This window comes from Cyanobium sp. PCC 7001 (genome assembly GCF_000155635.1).
Taxonomy (GTDB): Bacteria; Cyanobacteriota; Cyanobacteriia; order PCC-6307; family Cyanobiaceae; genus NIES-981.
This window is the reverse complement of sequence record NZ_DS990556.1, coordinates 1,749,556-1,766,926: the sequence shown is the minus strand read 5'-3', so window position 1 is coordinate 1,766,926 and position 17,371 is coordinate 1,749,556. Positions and strand designations below refer to the sequence as shown.

Below are 17,371 nucleotides of genomic sequence, written 5' to 3'. Positions count from 1 at the left end.
GCGTTGCCGGCCTCCCTGCTTCGCAATCTGGTCACCGGGGGAGCCGGTTTCCTCGGCTCCCATCTGGTGGACCGCCTGATGGAGGCCGGTGAGGAGGTGCTCTGCCTCGACAACTACTTCACCGGTCGCAAGAGCAACATCGCCCGCTGGATCGGTCATCCCCGTTTCGAGCTGATCCGCCACGACGTGACCGAGCCGGTCCAGCTCGAGGTGGACCGCATCTGGCATCTGGCCTGTCCCGCCTCGCCGGTGCACTACCAGCACAACCCGATCAAGACCGCCAAGACCAGCTTTCTCGGCACCTACAACATGCTCGGCCTGGCCCGGCGCGTGGGTGCCAGGCTGCTGCTCGCCAGCACCAGTGAGGTGTACGGCGATCCGGAGGTGCATCCCCAGCCGGAGGAGTACCGCGGCTCCGTGAACACCATCGGTCCGCGCAGCTGTTACGACGAGGGCAAGCGCATCGCCGAGACCCTCTGCTTCGACTACCGGCGCATGCACGGCACCGAGGTGCGGGTGGCGCGCATCTTCAACACCTACGGGCCGCGCATGCTGCCCGACGACGGCCGGGTGGTGAGCAACTTCATCGTGCAGGCCCTGCGGGGTGAGCCCCTCACCCTCTACGGCGATGGCTCCCAGACGCGCTCCTTTTGTTATGTGGAGGATCTGGTGGAGGGGCTGATCCGTCTGATGAACGGCCGCCATCCAGGCCCGATGAACCTCGGCAACCCGGGGGAATTCACCATCCGCCAGTTGGCCGAGCTCGTGCGTGAGCGGATCAACCCGGCGCTGCCCCTGGTGCTGCAACCCCTGCCCCAGGACGATCCGCTTCAGCGTCAACCGGAGATCGCCCTGGCCCGCCGGGAGCTGGGCTGGGACCCCACCATTCCGCTGGAGCAGGGCCTCGATGCCACCATCGCCTGGTTTCGAACCGGGAGCCCGGGTCCTTGAGCCCGCCCGTGCTGGTGACGGGGGCCGCGGGCTTCATCGGGGCGGCCGTCTGCGAACGCCTGCTGGCCCGAGGCGAACGGGTGCTGGGCTTCGACAACCTCAACGCCTACTACGACCCGGCCCTCAAGCGGGCTCGCCTTGCCCGGCTCGCGACCCTCGCCGCCCCGCAGCAGTGGGGCTTCGTTCCCCAGGCGCTGGAGGATGCCGCGGCGATCGAGGCCCTCTTCCAGGCCGAACGCCCCAACCGCGTGGTGCACTTGGCCGCCCAGGCCGGGGTGCGCCACTCGATCGAGAACCCTGCGGCCTACCTGAGCAGCAACCTGCTCGGTTTCGGCCATGTGCTCGAAGCCTGCCGGCACCATGGCGTGGAGCATCTGGTGTATGCCTCCAGCAGCTCGGTGTACGGCGGGAACACCAACCTGCCGTTCAGCGAGGCCCAGGCGGTGAACCATCCGGTGAGCCTCTACGCCGCCACCAAGAAGGCCAACGAGCTGATGGCCCACAGCTACAGCCATCTCTACGGGCTGCCGGCCACCGGGCTGCGCTTCTTCACCGTGTATGGCCCCTGGGGCCGCCCCGACATGGCGCCGATGCTGTTCGCCCGCGCGATCCTGGCCGGCGAACCGATCCAGGTGTTCAACCACGGCCGCATGCGCCGCGATTTCACCTACATCGACGACGTGGTGGAGGGGGTGATCCGCTGCCTGGACAAGCCGGCCACTCCCGACCCCGGCTTCGAGGCCATGCACCCGGACCCGGCCACCAGCTGGGCGCCGCACCGCGTCTTCAACATCGGCAACAGCCAGCCGGTGGAGCTGCTCTGCTTCATCGCCCTGCTGGAGCAGGCCCTCGGCCGGCCGGCCATCAAGGTGTTGCTTCCCATGCAGCCCGGGGATGTGGAGGCCACCGCCGCCGACACCTCTTTGCTGGAGGCCTGGGTGGGATTCCGGCCGTTCACGCCGCTGGAGCAGGGCGTGGAGCGGTTCGCGCACTGGTACCTGAGCGACTGGGCCTCCAACGGCGCGGTCTGATCCCTGCTTCGCCCGGCACACTGGGAAGCCCTGTGTGGCGCTGATCCGTGCAACCGCTCCAGAGCCTGCGTGGCATGGTCGACCTGCTGCCGGAGCACACCCCCCTGTGGCAGCACGTGGAGGCCACGGCGGCGGCCCATTTCCGCCGGGCGGCGATCCGGGAGATCCGCACGCCGCTGCTGGAGGTCACCGAGCTGTTCGCCCGCGGCATCGGTGAGGCCACCGACGTGGTGGGCAAGGAGATGTACACCTTCCTCGATCGCGGTGAGCGCAGCTGCACCCTGCGGCCCGAGGGCACGGCCTCGGTGGTGCGGGCCGCCATCCAGCACGGCCTGCTGAGCCAGGGGCCGCAGCGGCTCTGGTATGGCGGGCCGATGTTCCGCTACGAGCGGCCCCAGGCGGGCCGGCAGCGGCAGTTCCACCAGATCGGCCTGGAGCTGCTGGGTTTCGCCGATCCCCGCAGCGACGTGGAGGCGATCGCCATCGCCTGGGACCTGCTGGCCGACTTGGGCGTGGGCGGCCTGGCGCTGGAGCTCAACACCCTCGGCAGCCCGGACGACCGGGCCCGTTATCGCGCTGAGCTGGTGGCCTGGCTGGAGGCCCACCGCGATCAGCTCGATGCCGACTCCCAGCAGCGGATCAGCACCAATCCCCTGCGGGTGCTCGATTCCAAGCACCCGGCCACCCAGGAGCTGCTGGAGGGGGCCCCCAGCCTTGCCGACGCCCTCAGCGGCGAGAGCCATGAGCGCTTCTCCCAAGTGCGCCAGGGGCTCGAAGCGCTCGGCATCCCCTTCACGCTCAATCCGCGCCTGGTGCGCGGCCTCGATTACTACAGCCACACCGCCTTCGAGATCACCAGCTCCCAGCTCGGTGCCCAGGCCACGGTGTGCGGCGGCGGCCGTTACGACGGCCTGGTGCAGCAGCTGGGCGGCGCTCCCACGCCGGCGATCGGCTGGGCGATGGGGATGGAGCGGCTGGTGCTGCTGCTGCAGCGCTCGGCCGAGGCTGCCTCGGCCTCCGTGGCGCCCCCGGATCTCTACGTGGTGAGCCGCGGCGTGCAGGCCGAAGCCCTGGCCCTGCCCCTGGCCCGGCTCTGCCGCCAGGCGGGGCTGGTGGTGGAGATCGATCCCAGCGGCGCGGCCTTCAGCAAGCAGTTCAGGCGGGCCGACCGCTCGGGGGCGCCCCACGCGGCCGTGATCGGCGACGAGGAGGCGGCCGCCGGGGTGGTGATCCTGCGGGAGCTGCGCGGGGACGGAGCGGACCGGCGCCTCAGTCCGGAGCAGCTCCTGGCGGCCTTGCGGGAGGGCCGATGACGACCGAGGACGTGTCCACTCCAGGCGGTCAGCCCCGGCCTGCGGGCAGTTGACTGCGCAAACCATGACTGGGATGTGACAGCCGGCCTAGATGGGTGACCCGACCCTCGCGATCATTGCCGGTGCCGGCGTGTTGCCCAGGATGCTTTCACAGGCACTCACGGCATCGGGGCGTCCGCATCTCGTCTGCCGTCCCCATGGGCTGGAGGTGGAGATCGACGACGCCGAGGAGTTCTACTTCGAGCGCTCGATCTCCTTTTTCCGGTCCCTCGAGCAGCGGGGCATCCGGCAGGTGGTGATGGTGGGCAAGTTCCACCGCCCCCGCGCCCTCAACATCATGCGCTTCGAGGGGAGCACCCTGATGGCCGCCCCGCGCATCCTCGCCTCCCTGCGCAAGGGTGATGACGCCTCCCTGCGGGCCCTGGCCGAGATCATCGAGGAACTGGGCCTGGAGGTGGTGGGTGTGGAGGAGGTGGCCCCGAACCTGCTGCCTGAACCCGGCCTCTACGCCAGCCGCCTGCCGAGTGAGGCCGACCGCGCCGATGTGGAGCGGGCGGCCCACATCGTGGAAGCCATCTCGATGGTGGATGTGGGGCAGGGGGCGGTGGTGGCCGGCGGCCTGTGCCTCGCCACCGAGGCGCTGCCCGGCACCGATGCCATGCTCGACTGGGTGGCCAGCAGCCGGGCCCTGGGCCCCGAGGCCCCTCGTTCCGGCGTGCTCTACAAGGCGCCGAAGCTGCAGCAGGATCGCCGCATGGACCTTCCGGCCATCGGTCCCACCACGGTGGCCAAGGCCGCGGCAGCGGGCCTGAGCGGCATCGCCTGGGAGGCCCGCGGCGCCCTGCTGCTCGATGCCGAGCGCACCATGGCCGATGCCGAGCGGCTGGGCCTGTTCCTCTGGGCGCGGCAGCCGATCCGCTGAGCAGCAGGGACGCCCTCAGGCGCCGGCTTGCTCCAGCACCCCCTTGCTGCTGGGCACGGCGCCGGCGCGGCGCGGATCGATCTCGGTGGCCAGGCGCAGGGCCCGGGCGAAGGCCTTGAAGCAGGCCTCCACGATGTGGTGGGAATTGGCCCCCTCGAGCTGGCGGATGTGGAGGGTGAGGCCGGAATTGTTCACCACCGCCACGAAGAACTCCTTCACCAGCTCGGTGTCGTAGCTGCCGATCTTCTGGGCCGGGATCCGCAGGCCGAAGCTGAGGTGGGGCCGGCCGCTGCAATCGAGCGCCACCTGCACCAGCGCCTCATCGAGGGGGGCCACGAAGTGGCCGAAGCGGTGGATGCCGCGCCGCTCACCCAGGGCCTGGGCCAGGGCCTGGCCGAAGGCGATGCCCACATCCTCGTTGGTGTGGTGATCGTCGATGTGGGTGTCGCCCACGGCGCTGATCTCCAGGTCCAGCAGGCCGTGGCTGGCGATCTGGTGAAGCATGTGGTCGAGGAACGGCACGCCGGTGCCGGCCTTGCACTGGCCCGTGCCGTCGAGGTTGAGCTGCACGCGCACATCGGTTTCACCGGTGACGCGATGCACCGATCCGCTGCGGGCCTGGCTGGCGGAACTGCCGTTGTTCATGTGCTGATCATGGCCGAGCCCGTCCCAGGGCGCCCTGATCCTTGCCCAATTCCCGTGCTCCGGCCAGTTTGGGGGATGGCCACACCCGCTGAACCTCCCGACACCGCCGCGCCGGGCTTCACGGACGTCGAGGGCTTCGCGGATGTTCCGGAGAATCCCTTCGTGGGTCCCATGCCCGCGGACTTCCTGTGGGGCGTTGCCACCTCCGCGCACCAGGTGGACGGTCACACGGTCGGCAACGACTGGTCCCGCTTCGAGGCCCAGCCCGGGGTGATCGCCGAGGGTGCGGTGAGCGGGCCGGCGGCCGATCACTGGAACCGGTTGGAGGACGACACCGCCCTGATCCGCGATCTGGGCGCCAACGCCCACCGGCTGTCGCTGGAGTGGAGCCGGCTCGAGCCGGAGCCCGGCCGCTGGGACGCCGCCGCCTGGGAGCATGCCGAGCTGGAGCTGGCCTTGCTCGAACAGGCCGGCATCGCGCCGATGCTGACGCTGCTCCACTTCACCCTGCCGCTCTGGCTGGCCGACCGCGGCGGCATCGCGGCCCCGGAGTTCCCCCGGCGACTGGAGCGCTTTGCCAACGAGGCGGCGCGGCGTCTGGCGGGGCGGGTGCGGCTGTGGTGCACCGTGAACGAGCCGAATGTGCAGATGGTCTTCGGCTACGTCACCGGCCAGTGGCCCCCCTGCCGGCGGGATCCGGAGCTGGCCGCCCGCGCCTTTGCCGGACTGCTCAAGGGCCATGCCCTGGCCGCCGCGGCCGTGCGGCGGCACCGCCCCGACGCCCGCATCGGTGCTGCCGTGCATCTGGTGCTGGCCGAACCGCTGCGGAGCTGGTGGCCTCCCGATCACCTGGCGGCCGCCCAGGTGCGCCGCGGCTTCAACTGGCCCTTCTACGACGCCGTCCGCGACGGGGTGATCCGGCTGCGGTTGCCCGGCTTCCCCCGATTGGAGGAGCCCATGGCGGAGCTGCTGGGCTCCGCCGATTTCGTGGGCATCAACTATTACCGGCGCAACCTGGTGGCGTTCGATCCCCGCTCACCCGGCTGGGCCTCGCTGCACCAGGGGCCTGGCCTGCGCAGCGACGCCGGCGTGGAAATGCATCCGGCTGGCCTGCTGCAGCTGCTGCGCCAGGCCTGGCGGCGCTATCGCCTGCCGTTGATCGTCACCGAGAACGGCGTCGCCGATGCCAGCGGCCAGCTGCGGCCCACCTACCTGCGGGTCCATGCCCATGGGCTGGCCCGGGCCGTCGCCGAGGGCATTCCCGTGCAGGGCTACTTCCACTGGTCGCTGCTGGACAACTTCGAGTGGACGGACGGCTACACGCTGCGGTTCGGCCTCTACCGGGTGGATTTCCCAAGCCAGCGCCGCATCGCCACGCCCGGCGTGGCCGAGTTCCGGCGCCTCGCTGCGCTGCTGCGCGACGCGGCCGCTCGGCCGGCGGGCCTCACATCCCGGTGATCACATCCCGGTGATGCAGTAGCCGGCATCCACGTAGAGCACCTGGCCGGTGATGCCCGAGGCCAGCGGGCTGGCCAGGAAGGCGGCGGTGCTGCCCACCTCGTCCTGGGTCACGGTGCGGCGCAGGGGCGCCTTCTCCTCCACGTTGTGGATCATCTCGAGAATGCCGCCGATGGCGGAGCTGGCCAGGGTGCGGATCGGGCCGGCGCTGATGGCGTTCACCCGCACCTGCTTCTCGGGGCCCAGCTCGGCCGCCAGGTAGCGCACCGAGGCCTCCAGGGCCGCCTTGGCCACACCCATCACGTTGTAGTTGGGGATGGCCCGCTCGGCGCCCAGGTAGCTGAGGGTGATCACGCTCGCCCCCTCGCTGAACAGCGGTTTGGCGTGGCGGCAGAGGGGGGCCAGGGAGTAGGCGCTCACCTCCAGGGCGCGGGCGAAGCCCTCGGGGGTGATGGCGGAGTAGTCGCCCACCAGCTCCTCCTTGCCCGCAAAGGCCAGGCAGTGCACCAGCACATCCAGGCTGCCCCACTGCTCCTGAACCCGTTGGAACACCGCCGCGATCTGGGCCGGGTCCTGCACGTTGAGGGGCTCGAACAGGGTGGGGTTCAGGGGCGCGGTGAGTTCCCGCACCTTGGCCTCGAAGCGTCCCTTCTCATCCGGCAGGAAGGTGACGCCCAGCTCGCAGCCGGCCGCCGCCAGCTGCTGGGCGATGCCCCAGGCGATCGAGCGGTTGTTGGCGATGCCGGTGACGAGGGCCTTCTTGCCGCGAAGATCGAGGAGCATGAGGGGGAGGAGCGAGTGCCGGCTGCAGCGGAGAGACCGATGCGGGAACCGTGGCGTTCGAGCGATTCTCCCGCAGCGGCTGACCTGGAGCCCAGGACCTGGCATCCAGGGCTGCGTGCCCCTCGCCCCGATCAGGGGCCGCTTCCCAGCCTCTGGCTGATCGACCGCCGCCAGCCGCCGGTGCGCGCGGCTCTGCCCGACCTGCTCGACCTGCTGCCGCCGCAGGAGCGGGCCCGCCACGAGGCCTTCCGCCAGCACGACGACCGGGAGCGGTTTCTGCTGGGACGCGCGGTCCTGCGGCAGATGCTGGGCAGCTGGCTGGAGCGGGATCCCCGCCGCCTGGTCCTGAACGCCGGGCTGCACGGCAAGCCAGAGCTGAGCGTGGAGCACGGGCCGGCGGGTCCGGCGTTCAACGTGGCCCATTCCGGCGATCTCGTGGTGCTGGCGTTCCATGCCGCCAGCCCCGTGGGGGTGGACGTGGAGCAGAGCCGCCCCCAGCTGGCCTGGCGGCCGATCGCCCGCCGCGTGCTCCCACCGGCCACGGTGGAGTGGCTGGAGCAGCTCCCTGCTCTTCAACGCCGCGAGGCCTTTCTGCAGCAGTGGTGCCTGCTGGAGGCCTCGCTCAAGGCCCGCGGCACCGGCTTCGCCTCCGTGGGCGCCCAGGCCGGCGCACGAGCGCCTGGGGAACAGGGCCTCGAGCGCCTGGAGCCGTTGGTGGAGCAGCTGGTGGAGCAGCGGCTGTGGTGCCTGGCGCTGCCTCCGGGGTACTGCGGCGCGGTGAGCTTGCTGGGCTGGCCATGACGTCCACCCAGCAGCGCCAGGCCCTGCAGGCCACCCTCGCCGCCTGGTTCCCCCAGGCCGAAGGAGACCCGAGCCCGATCCAAGGAGGCGTGGCGGCGGCCCGGCAGCGCCTCGCCGCCATCGATCCGATCGCCTACGGCTGCAGCCGCAACCACCTCGATGGGGCCGTGACCGGCCTTTCGCCCTACATCCGCCATGGGGTGCTCAGCCTGGCCGAGGTTCGCGATGCGGTGTTCGGCTGGCTGAGGCAGCGGGGCTACGGCGAGCCCGGGCGGCGGGCCGAGGCGCAGCAGCTGGCCGGCAAGCTGATCAACGAGCTGGGCTGGCGTGACTACTGGCAGCGGCTCTGGCGGCTGCTGGGCGACGGCATCTGGCACGACCTGGAGCCGCTCCGCACCGGCCATCCCGCCGAGGCCTATGCCGCCGAGCTGCCGCCCGACATCACTGAGGCCCGCACGGGCCTGGCCTGCATCGATGCCTTCGCCGCCGAGCTCCGCACCAGCGGCTGGCTGCACAACCATGCCCGGATGTGGCTGGCCAGCTACGTGGTGCACTGGCGGCGGGTGCGCTGGCAGGCCGGGGCCCGCTGGTTCCTGCAGCACCTGCTCGACGGCGACCCGGCCAGCAACAACCTCAGCTGGCAGTGGGTGGCCAGCAGCTTCAGCAGCAAGCCCTACATCTTCAGCCGGGCCAACCTGGAGCGTTACGCCGGCGATCGCCACTGCCGCACCTGCCCCCTGGCCGCTGGCGGCTGCCCGTTCCAGGCCAGCTACGAGAGCCTGCAGCAGCGGCTGTTCCGGCCCGAGCCGGCGCCCGCCTCTCCGGAAGCCGCCCCTTTTGGCGCTGCCGCCACTGCGGCGCTGGCCCCCGCGCCGCCATCGCCCGCCGCGGCGTTCCGGCGGCCGATCGTGTGGGTGCACGGGGAGGCCCTGGGCCCCGCCAACCCCGCCCTGCGCTCCTGGCCCTCGGCACCGGCCCTGTTCGTGTTCGACGACGCCCTCATCACCTCCGCCGGCCTGAGCCGCAAGCGGCTGCTGTTTCTGCAGGAGTGCCTGCAGGAATTGCCTGTCACCGTGCGGCGGGGCGATGGGGCCGAGCAGCTGCTCGCCTTCGCGGCGGAGCACGGGGCCGACGGGGTGGTGACCTCGGCGGCGGTGGATCCCCGTTTTGCCCGCATCCGGGAGCGCCTGGAGCCCCGGCTGCCGGTGCAGGTGCTGGAGCCGGAGCCGTTCGTGAGCCTGGAGACCCCGCCCGATCTGCGCCGCTTCTCCCGCTACTGGCGCCGGGCCGAACCGCTGGTGTGGCGCCAGTTCAGCTGAGACCCGCCAAGGCCGCCTCCGCCAGCGGCCCTCACTCCTCGGGGCCGGCGCCGTTGAGCAGGGCCTCCTCCCGTTTGCGCACCTCGGCCGGCTCGCTGAGCAGATCGGGCTCCTCCAGCAGCGGGAACTTCTCCTCCTTCACCTGGGCCTGGCTCAGGGGCGGCTCCAGCCAGCGGAAGCTGCGGCGGGGATCACGGGCCAGGCAGAGGGCTTCGCTCTGCTCCTTCAGGGCCCGGCGCACATCCTGGCGGGCCACCACCTGGAAGAACTCCTCCCGCGGCACCAGGCCGGAACTGAAGGGGGCCGTGCCGTTGCCGTTGAACAGGCGGGCGGCATCGGGGGTCCAGCGCGGCTGGCACACGCCGCTCTGGCGGGTGTCGGTGTCCACCCAGATGTGCAGGCCGTAGCCGTCGGGCTGGCTCACCACCGCCAGGCCGTCGTGGGGCACGCGGCGCTGCAGTGGGTAGATCGCCCAGCTCGCCTGGCGATGGGCCGGCATGCAGCCGCTGAGGGGAGCCAGCGCGGTGAGCAGCAGCGCCGCCGGCAGCAGCGCCCGGCGGCGGGAGATCCGTAGCGTGGGGCTTGGCATTGATGAGGAGTGCAGCCCATGGCGCTGACGCCGTCCACCATGCTGCCCCTCGGCACGCCGCTGCCGTTCGGAGTGATCAGCGCCCAGCTGGCCAGCGGCTCCGTCCGGCAGGTGAGCGGTGACCCCCTCCGGCTCGACGCCCTGGGCAGCGAGCCGTTGCTGGTGCTGTTTCTGTGCGCCCACTGCCCCTTCGTGAAGCACGTGGAGCCGGAGATCAGCCGGCTCCAGAGCGACTTCAGCGGCCCCGGCGCGCGACCGCGGCTGCAGATCCTGGCGATCTCCAGCAACAGCGTGCAGACCCACCCGCAGGACGGGCCCGAGGGTCTGCGGGCCCAGGCGGAGCGCCATGGCTGGCGTTTCCCCTATCTCTTCGACGCTGACCAGCAGATTGCCCGCGCCTTCCGGGCCGCCTGCACTCCCGATCCCTACCTGTTCAGCCCCTCGCGGCAGGGCGAGCTGCAGCTGGCGTACCGCGGCCAGTTCGATGGCAGCCGTCCTGGCAATGGGGTGCCCCTGGATGGCCGCGATCTTCGGGCCGCCCTGGTGGCCCTGGCCGATGGCCGCCAGCCCGATCCAGACCAGCAGCCGGCGATCGGCTGCAACATCAAGTGGCATCCAGGTGCAGAACCGGAATGGGGGCGGTGATCCGGGGCTTGCGGGGCACTTAAGGTCTGCTGCATGAATGTGCCCCCCTTCAGCCTCGGCGAGCAGATCCAGGAGCTGGGTGGGTCGCTCGAAGCCGCTGTGCTCGAGGTCCTGCGCAGCGGCCAGTACATCGGCGGCCCCGCCATCGCGGGCTTCGAGGCGGCCTTCGCCGAGGCCTGCGAGGTGCCCCACGCCGTGGGGTGCAACAGCGGCACCGATGCCCTCATCCTGGCCCTGCGCGCCCTGGGGGTGGGTGCGGGCGATGAGGTGATCACCACCTCCTTCAGCTTCTTCGCCACCGCCGAGGCGATCAGCAGCGTGGGCGCCACACCGGTGTTCGTGGATGTGGACCCGGCCACCTACCTGATCGATCTGGAGCAACTGGAGGCGGCGATCACGCCGGCCACGCGGGTGCTGCTGCCGGTGCACCTGTTCGGCCGGCCGGTGGACATGGAGCGGGTGTGCGCCATCGCCGAGCGCCACGGCCTGCAGGTGGTGGAAGACTGCGCCCAGGCCACCGGTGCCTCCTGGGCGGGCAAGCCCGTGGGCAGCTGGGGCGATGCGGGCTGCTTCAGCTTCTTCCCCACCAAGAACCTCGGTGCCGCCGGCGATGGCGGCGCCGTGACCTGCCACGATCCGGCCCTGGCCCAGCGGGTGCGGGAACTGGCGGTGCACGGCATGCCGCGCCGCTATCTGCACACCGAGCTCGGCTACAACAGCCGCCTCGATGCCCTGCAGGCGGCGGTGCTGGGCGTGAAGCTGCCCCATCTGCCCCGCTGGCTGGAGGCCCGCCGGGCGATTGCCGCCCGCTACCACGGCCAGCTGGCCGGACTGCCCGGCGTGGTGCTGCCGGCCGAGGGCCCGGAGGGCCACAGCTGGAACCAGTTCGTGGTGCGGGTGCCCGCCTGTCCGCTGGGCCTGCCGGCCTGCGGTGCGGCCGGCGGCGTGCCCTGCGCCCCCTCCGCCGACAGCGCCAGCCATGGCCTGCCGGAGGCCTGCTGCCGCGACTGGCTCAAGCAGCAGTTGCAGCAGGCCGGGGTGAACACGATCATCTACTACCCGATCCCGATCCACCGCCAGCCGGCCTACGCCGAACTGGGCTATGGCCCGGGCAGCCTGCCGATCACCGAGCGGCTGTGCACCGAGGTGCTGAGCCTGCCGATCTTCCCGGAACTGGCCGTGGTGCAGCAGGAGCGGGTGGTGGAGGTGCTGGCCCAGGTGCTGGCCCCGCCTGTGGCCGCGACAGCCCCCAGCCCGGCCGAGCGCAGCAGCTGCGCGGCCTGAGGGCCGGTCTGGCGGGCCGCTTCAGCCGGTGGCCTCCTCCAGGCTGATCACGCGGCGGATCTCATCGCTCACGAAGCCGAGCAGCATCGGGTTGCGCACCCCGGGGAGGGTGATCACGTCGTAGAGCTCCTCCACCAGCCCCTCGAAGCGGATCCAGTGCACGGCATCGCCGCTGCGCAGATCCACCACCTGAATGCCGCAGCGGGGTTCGGCCTGGCGGCTGGCGAGGGCCTCATCGAGGGGGAGGCCGGAGAAGGTTTTGTTGTGGCGCGGTTTGGAGGTGCCGAGCAGGGCGTAGTCGCCGTGGAAGGCCACGCCGCGCAGGTAGCCGGCGCAGAAGGTGAGGGGCTGGAAGCGGCCGCTGGCCAGGTCGACCCAGCCGAATTCGCCGCTGCCGGAATTGCACAGCCAGAGGCGGTCCTGGTACCAGCGGGGTGAATGGGGCATCGAGAGGCCGGCGGCCACCACCTCGCCACTGGCCACATCGAGCACCACGCCGCCGTCTCTGCGGTGCTCGCGCCAGCCGTCGGTGGCATCGGAGCGGCTCACGGCGCTCACGTAGGCGGGCCGGCCACCTTTCAGGGCCAGGCCGTTGAGGTGGCAGCGGTCTTCCGCCGCCAGCCGGCTGATGAAGGGGGGGTGCCAGAGGGGCCGGAAGCTGTGGGTGGTGCTGAGGGTGGCCAGGCAGCTGAACAGGGTGTTGACGAACACCAGCTGGCCGTCGCCAGCGACGGCCATGTCATGGATGTCGCAGTCGCCGGTGGTGTAGCCCACCTGGGGCACGTAGAGGCGGTCGTAGCCGTTCTGGCTCTCGCCGGGGCTGAACACGTTCTCGAAGCGCCAGATCTGGTAGAGGCTGCTGAGGTAGAAGCCGTTGGACGTGCCGCAGAGCCCCATGCAGCGGTTGAAGCTGCGCTCGAACACCGAGAGTTCGCCGTTCGGCTTGAGGCCGAGGGTGAAGAGCTTGCCGATCTGGTAAGTGGTGAGGGCGATCGAGAGCTGCTGCTCGGCCAGCCAGGCCAGCAGCTGGCGGGAGGTGGTGATCTCGAAGGCCGGAGCGGCGCTGGACATCGGCGGGGCTGGGGATGGGGGCTGGCGGGCTGGCAAGGAATCGGCACCTCCGGAGGAGGGCCCGGCGCGCCCGGTGGGCAACGGCAGCCCCGGTTCCCACTTGCGGCGGTAGCGCTCCAGCCCATGCCACCAGCCGGGGCTGCCGGCCTGGCCGCCACTGGCATGGATCAGCTCGATCGGCCACACCCCCAGCCGCAGCCCGGCGGCCAGGGCGGTGCGGCAGAGATCGAGGTCGTAGAAGTGGAACTCGAAGGCCGGATCGAAGCCCACCCCTGCCGCCTGCAGCATGCCGGCGCGGGCGGCGAGGAACACACCATCGAGCAGGCGGGCCGCCGCGGGGCTGGGGCCGTAGGTGCTGAGCTCACTGGCCTGGGGGGCACCGTGGCGGATCCGGCCCACCAGATGGGGCGTGTCCCAGGCGTCGCTGTGGGGCTGCAGCCACCAGCCCATCTGCCCAGGCGTCAGGCGGCTGTTGCCGGCCACTCCCACCAGATCGAAGTTCTGCAGCGCCGTCTCCAGCAGCGCATCGAGGGGTTGATCACCGAGCCACACGTCGTCGTGGCAGAACACCACGAGACTCTCGGGCCGGGCCTCCGCCAGGGCGGCTTGGTAGAGGGCCCCCAGCCCCTGGTGGTTGTGGAAGCTGATGCGCTGCCCGTAGTGGCGGTGCTGCGGCAGGGCCAGGGAGCGGCCCAGCAGGGTGCCGGTGACAAAGGCCTGCGGGGAAGAGCGTGTGGCCGACACGAGCTGCAGGGGTGCAAGCGCCGCGCTCATGGCTGGGCTGCTGTTGTGGCGGGCTCGGCCATCAGCAGCCTGCAGCCCGGATCCTCGGTGTGGGCGCGCCAGAGGCGGCCGAGCAGCCGCTCGAAATCGCGGCTGTAGGCCTCGATGTCGCCCAGGGGGGAGCGGGCCAGGCGCTCGCGGAGCTCGGCGCGCTGGCGGCGCAGGGTGTGCACCTGGCTGGCCAGGGCCACGGCGATGCGCGCGTAGCTGTCGGGGTCGGCGCCGATCCACTCGGGCCGGCCGAGGCTGGTGAGAAAGCTGGCGCCCATACGGCTCACGAAGTTGCCCCCCTCCAGCACGACAACCGGCACCCCCATCCAGAGGGCCTGCAGGGTGGTGGTGCCGCCGTTGTAGGGGAAGGGATCGAGGCCGATGTCGATCTGGCCGTAGGTCTGCATCATGACGCTGAGCTCAGTGGGCCCCTCGAGCCGCAGGCGGTGGGGCCCGATGCCGTGGGCCGCAAAGCGCTCCTGGAAGGAGTGCCGCACCAGGCCATCCCGCAGGGAGGGGGCCTTGAGCAGCAGGCTCGACTCCGGCACCGCCTGAAGGATCCGGGCCCAGAGGGCGATGGTGCTGGGGGAGAGCTTCATCACGTTGTTGAAGCAGCCGAACACCACCGGCGCCGTCTCGGCCCTGGGGCGCGGCAGGGGGTAGGCATCCACCGGCGCCCAGCAGAACACGCTGTGGGGCAGCTGGGCGATGCCCTCGGAGAAGAGGTGGGCGTGCTCGGCGGGCGACACCACCGGGTCGCCGATCAGCCAGTCGATGCTGGTGAGCCCGGTGGAGTGGGGATAGCCCAGGAAGGTGGCCTGCACCGGGGCGGCGCGCAGGGCCAGCACGCCGAGGCGATGGCTGCTGGTATGGCCGGCCAGATCGAGCAGGATGTCGATCCCGTCGTCGCGGATGCGCCGCTGCAGGGCCCCATCATCCAGCGGGGCGGCCTCCACCCAGTGGGCGGCGGCCTGGCGGGCCTGGCGGGTGTACACGTCCACCATGCCGCCGGTGGCATACACGCTGACCTCGAGCTCCTCGCGGTTGAAGCGCTGCAGCAGCGGCAGCATGAACAGGTTCACCGGGTGCTGGCGGTGGAAATCCGCCGACAGCAGCCCCAGCCGCAGCGGGCGGCGGTGCGGATCGGCAGGGCTGGGGAAGGGCCTGGCCGGCTCGAGCCTGGCGCTGATCGGAGCGCAGAGCTCGCGGTGCAGCGCGGCCACCTGGCCCGGCTCGAGGTGATCGCAGTAGAGCGAGGCCATGGCGATGCTGGAGGCCAGGCGGGAGCCTGGATCGCCGAGGCGGGCGTGGTGCGCCTGCACCGCCTCGAAATGGGCGCGGGCGTCGCCCAGCCGGCCCGGCAGGGCATTGAGCAGATAGGGGATCTCGGCGTTGGCCGGATCGATCGCCAGCACCTGGCGGCCGAGGTCCTGGGCCTGGCTGAGGTTGTAGACCTCCCAGTGCAGCTTGGCCAGCTGCACCAGGGTGGGCACGTCGGCTGGCTGGAGCTCGAGGGCCCGCTCCAGGACCGGGATCGCCTCCTGCCAGTAGTTGTTGGCGTACACGCGCTCGGCCAGCAGCCGCAGGAAGGCTGGATTGCGGGAGTGGGAGGCGCGGGTGAAGGCCTTCTCGGCGGCGGTGGTGTTGCCCAGCTGCAGCAGGGCCTCGCCGAGGTAGAGCATCGAGCCATGGCGCTGGGGCTGCAGGTTCACCAGCCCCTTGAAGGCCTCCACGGCTCCCTGGGGATCACCGGCCTGCAGCCGCCAGAGGCCGAGCCAGTGGAGGGTTTCGCCGGCGATCGGCTCGTGGCTGACGGCTCTGGCAAGGGCGATGGGGTCAGGGTTGCTGGCGTTGTCTGGGGCGGAACCCTCGCCATCCCCCCAGCGCAGCCAGAGCAGGGCGCTGAGCCAGTCGCCCGGGGCCTGATCCAGCCACGGCCCCAGGGCTTCCAGGGCTGCAGGGGTGAGCTGGGGCAGGGGATCGGGGTAGACCAGCGCGGAAGCCGGCGGCGCCAGGTCCTCAGCCGCCAGCTGGGCTTCCAGGCGGGGATCCAGCCGGCAGGCCTGGCGGGCGGTGGCGGCGGCCTGCCAGGCGAGCTGCTGTTGGCGGTAGGCGCGGCTGAGGCTCAGCCAGGGGCCTGGCTGGATCGGCTGGGCGCGCAGCTCCCGCCAGAGCGCCGCGATGTGCTGGGCGCTGCTGCGGGTGGAGTGCGCCGTGGCATCCGGCTCGGAGGTGCCCATGGCAGGCAGGTGTTGCGCTCCATTGTCGTGGTGGCCGGCTGTGTTCCGCCGGGTTGCTGGGAGCAGGATCACCGCCGGGTGGCCACCACCACGTATTGCAGGGGTGCCACACCCTCGAGCAGGCGCTGGGGATCCACTGCCAGAGCGGGCAGGGCGGGCAGGAGTGCCTGCACGAACGCCCGCGCCTGGTCGGGCTGGAAGATGCGCGGGTGGATCTCCTGCAGCGTGAGCCCAGAGGACTGCAGCAGCTTCTCGATGCCGGAACGGGTGAACCAGCGCAGATGGGTGCGATCGAACAGGCCTTCCTCCATCACGGGCCACTCACCGCGCAGCAGGGCCAGCAGGGCACTCCAGTGCTGAACGTTCGGGATGCAGGCCAGCAGGGTGCCGCTGCTGTTGAGGAGCTGCACGTGGTGCTGGAGGCAGGCCCAGGGATCGCGCAGATGTTCGAGAACATCGCCATAGATCAGGCAATCCACGTTGGGGAGCGTGGAGAGCTGCAGGGCGGGTGACTCCACATCGGCGCAGATCACCAGATCCAGCACCTCGCGGGCGCGCCGGGCGGGCTCCTCCATCGCTTCCAGGCCGATGTAGCGGGCCTGGGGATGGCTGGCCTTGAACGCCGCTCCCATGGCGCCGGCCCCACAGCCCACCTCGAGAATGCAACGGGCATCCGGAGGGATGAGCTGGAGCAGATCAGGATTGATGCGCCCGTAGTAGTCGGGTGGGGTTGGGCTCATTCCGGAACCTCATGGAATGGGGGCCAGCGCGCCACGTTCGCCATTGCCACGGGCAGGCGCCACTCTGCCGGCTGTGGCGTGCAGGCTGCCAGGCCGGCAGCGACGGCGTCTACACTTTGGAGTACACACGATGTGGCCGATGGACGTGCTCCCCAGCCGGGTGTTCATGAACGGCAACAGCCAGGCTGTTCGCATCCCCGCCGAGTTCCGCCTCAGTACGGATCAGGTGCAGATCAGTCGCACAGCCGAGGGTGACCTGCTCATCCATCCCTGCCCCGCCCGTCGCGGGGAGGCCCTGCTGCGGGCTCTGCGCGGTTTCGATGCCGATTTCCTTGCTGTTCTGGAGCAGCAGCAGGCTCAGAGGCTGCCGCTGCAAGAGCGGGAGCCTCTGTGATTTACCTGCTCGATACCAACATCCTGATCTATCTGATCAAGAACCAACCTCCAGAGGTGGCCGATCGCATCAACACTCTCAGCGCTGGGGACTCCCTGGCGATGTCGTATGTGACCTGGGCGGAGCTCCTCCAGGGCGCGGAAGGCAGCCTGCGGCGTGAAGCCACATTGCGAAGACTGGACTCTCTGGCTCGGGTGGTGCCCGTGCTCTATCCCGATTGCCCTGCGATCTGCCGGCACTACGCCGAGCAGGCCACTGCTCTGCGGCGTCGTGCCACCCCGATCGGAGCCAACGATCTTTGGATCGCCTGCCATGCCCTGGCGCTCGGGGCCACATTGGTGAGCCACAACCTGCGCGAGTTCCAGCGGGTGCAGGGCCTCCAGCTCGTGGATTGGGCGTCTGCCTGAACGA

Annotated in this window: 17 protein-coding genes; 11 read left to right on the top strand and 6 right to left on the bottom strand. The window is 70.9% G+C overall.

Annotation, left to right across the window (positions count from 1 at the left end):
• The first annotated feature begins 3 nt into the window (after positions 1-3).
• From CPCC7001_RS08790 to CPCC7001_RS08775, 4 genes are all read left to right on the top strand, one after another.
• Positions 4-951, top strand: a complete 948-nt coding sequence (locus CPCC7001_RS08790; RefSeq protein ID WP_006910239.1) for a UDP-glucuronic acid decarboxylase family protein — start codon at positions 4-6, stop codon at positions 949-951.
• Positions 948-1,982, top strand: coding sequence for an NAD-dependent epimerase (locus CPCC7001_RS08785; protein ID WP_043368841.1), 1,035 nt, complete (start codon positions 948-950; stop codon positions 1,980-1,982). Before CPCC7001_RS08790 ends, CPCC7001_RS08785 begins: the two co-directional genes overlap by 4 nt.
• 47 nt (positions 1,983-2,029) lie before the next feature.
• Entirely contained in the window at positions 2,030-3,295 is a 1,266-nt protein-coding gene (hisS, locus tag CPCC7001_RS08780) for a histidine--tRNA ligase (protein WP_006910465.1), read from the top strand.
• A gap of 91 nt (positions 3,296-3,386) precedes the next feature.
• Positions 3,387-4,217 carry an LpxI family protein gene (locus tag CPCC7001_RS08775; protein WP_006909129.1) on the top strand — a complete coding sequence of 277 codons (831 nt, stop codon included), beginning with the start codon at positions 3,387-3,389 and terminating at the stop codon, positions 4,215-4,217.
• 15 nt (positions 4,218-4,232) lie between these two features.
• On the opposite strand, the gene hisB is transcribed toward CPCC7001_RS08775, so the two are convergent.
• On the bottom strand, positions 4,233-4,862 hold the full coding sequence (gene hisB / locus CPCC7001_RS08770) for an imidazoleglycerol-phosphate dehydratase HisB (RefSeq protein WP_006911431.1): 630 nt from the start codon (positions 4,860-4,862) through the stop codon (positions 4,233-4,235).
• 75 nt (positions 4,863-4,937) lie between these two features.
• Between hisB and CPCC7001_RS08765 the strand changes: the two genes are divergently transcribed.
• Complete coding sequence (locus CPCC7001_RS08765; RefSeq protein WP_006911033.1) at positions 4,938-6,320, top strand: glycoside hydrolase family 1 protein; 1,383 nt, start codon at positions 4,938-4,940, stop codon at positions 6,318-6,320.
• Here CPCC7001_RS08765 and fabI read toward each other — a convergent pair whose 3' ends face one another.
• Complete coding sequence (fabI, locus tag CPCC7001_RS08760) at positions 6,321-7,103, bottom strand: enoyl-ACP reductase FabI (protein WP_043368838.1); 783 nt, start codon at positions 7,101-7,103, stop codon at positions 6,321-6,323.
• Between the two features lie 39 nt (positions 7,104-7,142).
• On the opposite strand from fabI, the gene CPCC7001_RS14075 reads away from it, so the two are divergent.
• Both CPCC7001_RS14075 and CPCC7001_RS16020 read left to right on the top strand, forming a co-directional pair.
• The gene (locus CPCC7001_RS14075) at positions 7,143-7,904 is read left to right on the top strand and encodes a 4'-phosphopantetheinyl transferase superfamily protein (protein ID WP_006911448.1); all 762 of its coding nucleotides are present in this window, start codon (positions 7,143-7,145) and stop codon (positions 7,902-7,904) included.
• A complete protein-coding gene (locus tag CPCC7001_RS16020) occupies positions 7,901-9,223 on the top strand; it encodes an FAD-binding domain-containing protein (RefSeq protein ID WP_006910119.1) in 1,323 nt (440 codons plus the stop codon). Before CPCC7001_RS14075 ends, CPCC7001_RS16020 begins: the two co-directional genes overlap by 4 nt.
• Before the next feature lie 31 nt (positions 9,224-9,254).
• Here CPCC7001_RS16020 and CPCC7001_RS08745 read toward each other — a convergent pair whose 3' ends face one another.
• On the bottom strand, positions 9,255-9,812 hold the full coding sequence (locus CPCC7001_RS08745; RefSeq protein ID WP_006911107.1) for a hypothetical protein: 558 nt from the start codon (positions 9,810-9,812) through the stop codon (positions 9,255-9,257).
• An 18-nt stretch (positions 9,813-9,830) separates the two neighbouring features.
• On the opposite strand from CPCC7001_RS08745, the gene CPCC7001_RS08740 reads away from it, so the two are divergent.
• Both CPCC7001_RS08740 and CPCC7001_RS08735 read left to right on the top strand, forming a co-directional pair.
• Positions 9,831-10,457, top strand: a complete 627-nt coding sequence (locus CPCC7001_RS08740; protein WP_050757218.1) for a thioredoxin family protein — start codon at positions 9,831-9,833, stop codon at positions 10,455-10,457.
• Between the two features lie 33 nt (positions 10,458-10,490).
• The gene (locus CPCC7001_RS08735) at positions 10,491-11,741 is read left to right on the top strand and encodes a DegT/DnrJ/EryC1/StrS aminotransferase family protein (protein ID WP_006909515.1); all 1,251 of its coding nucleotides are present in this window, start codon (positions 10,491-10,493) and stop codon (positions 11,739-11,741) included.
• Between the two features lie 21 nt (positions 11,742-11,762).
• On the opposite strand, the gene CPCC7001_RS14830 is transcribed toward CPCC7001_RS08735, so the two are convergent.
• The 3 genes from CPCC7001_RS14830 to CPCC7001_RS08720 form a co-directional block, all read right to left on the bottom strand.
• Positions 11,763-13,586, bottom strand: a complete 1,824-nt coding sequence (locus tag CPCC7001_RS14830) for a TIGR03032 family protein (protein WP_006911171.1) — start codon at positions 13,584-13,586, stop codon at positions 11,763-11,765.
• Positions 13,583-15,826, bottom strand: coding sequence for a tetratricopeptide repeat protein (locus CPCC7001_RS14070; RefSeq protein ID WP_006910234.1), 2,244 nt, complete (start codon positions 15,824-15,826; stop codon positions 13,583-13,585). Before CPCC7001_RS14070 ends, CPCC7001_RS14830 begins: the two co-directional genes overlap by 4 nt.
• Before the next feature lie 68 nt (positions 15,827-15,894).
• Complete coding sequence (locus CPCC7001_RS08720) at positions 15,895-16,566, bottom strand: bifunctional 2-polyprenyl-6-hydroxyphenol methylase/3-demethylubiquinol 3-O-methyltransferase UbiG (protein ID WP_006909130.1); 672 nt, start codon at positions 16,564-16,566, stop codon at positions 15,895-15,897.
• 139 nt (positions 16,567-16,705) lie between these two features.
• On the opposite strand from CPCC7001_RS08720, the gene CPCC7001_RS08715 reads away from it, so the two are divergent.
• A complete protein-coding gene (locus CPCC7001_RS08715; RefSeq protein ID WP_043368837.1) occupies positions 16,706-16,960 on the top strand; it encodes an antitoxin in 255 nt (84 codons plus the stop codon).
• A complete protein-coding gene (locus tag CPCC7001_RS08710) occupies positions 16,957-17,367 on the top strand; it encodes a type II toxin-antitoxin system VapC family toxin (protein ID WP_006910656.1) in 411 nt (136 codons plus the stop codon). Before CPCC7001_RS08715 ends, CPCC7001_RS08710 begins: the two co-directional genes overlap by 4 nt.
• Positions 17,368-17,371: the final 4 nt, after the last annotated feature.

Coding starts and splice junctions, on each gene's coding strand:
- hisB (WP_006911431.1), bottom strand. CDS start 4,862: ATGAACAACGGCAGTTCCGCCAGCCAGGCCCGCAGCGGATCGGTGCAT.
- CPCC7001_RS08765 (WP_006911033.1), top strand. CDS start 4,938: ATGGCCACACCCGCTGAACCTCCCGACACCGCCGCGCCGGGCTTCACG.
- CPCC7001_RS14830 (WP_006911171.1), bottom strand. CDS start 13,586: ATGAGCGCGGCGCTTGCACCCCTGCAGCTCGTGTCGGCCACACGCTCT.
- CPCC7001_RS08745 (WP_006911107.1), bottom strand. CDS start 9,812: ATGCCAAGCCCCACGCTACGGATCTCCCGCCGCCGGGCGCTGCTGCCG.
- CPCC7001_RS08775 (WP_006909129.1), top strand. CDS start 3,387: ATGGGTGACCCGACCCTCGCGATCATTGCCGGTGCCGGCGTGTTGCCC.
- fabI (WP_043368838.1), bottom strand. CDS start 7,103: ATGCTCCTCGATCTTCGCGGCAAGAAGGCCCTCGTCACCGGCATCGCC.
- CPCC7001_RS08735 (WP_006909515.1), top strand. CDS start 10,491: ATGAATGTGCCCCCCTTCAGCCTCGGCGAGCAGATCCAGGAGCTGGGT.
- CPCC7001_RS08720 (WP_006909130.1), bottom strand. CDS start 16,566: ATGAGCCCAACCCCACCCGACTACTACGGGCGCATCAATCCTGATCTG.
- CPCC7001_RS14070 (WP_006910234.1), bottom strand. CDS start 15,826: ATGGGCACCTCCGAGCCGGATGCCACGGCGCACTCCACCCGCAGCAGC.
- CPCC7001_RS16020 (WP_006910119.1), top strand. CDS start 7,901: ATGACGTCCACCCAGCAGCGCCAGGCCCTGCAGGCCACCCTCGCCGCC.
- CPCC7001_RS08715 (WP_043368837.1), top strand. CDS start 16,706: ATGGACGTGCTCCCCAGCCGGGTGTTCATGAACGGCAACAGCCAGGCT.
- CPCC7001_RS14075 (WP_006911448.1), top strand. CDS start 7,143: ATGCGGGAACCGTGGCGTTCGAGCGATTCTCCCGCAGCGGCTGACCTG.
- CPCC7001_RS08740 (WP_050757218.1), top strand. CDS start 9,831: ATGGCGCTGACGCCGTCCACCATGCTGCCCCTCGGCACGCCGCTGCCG.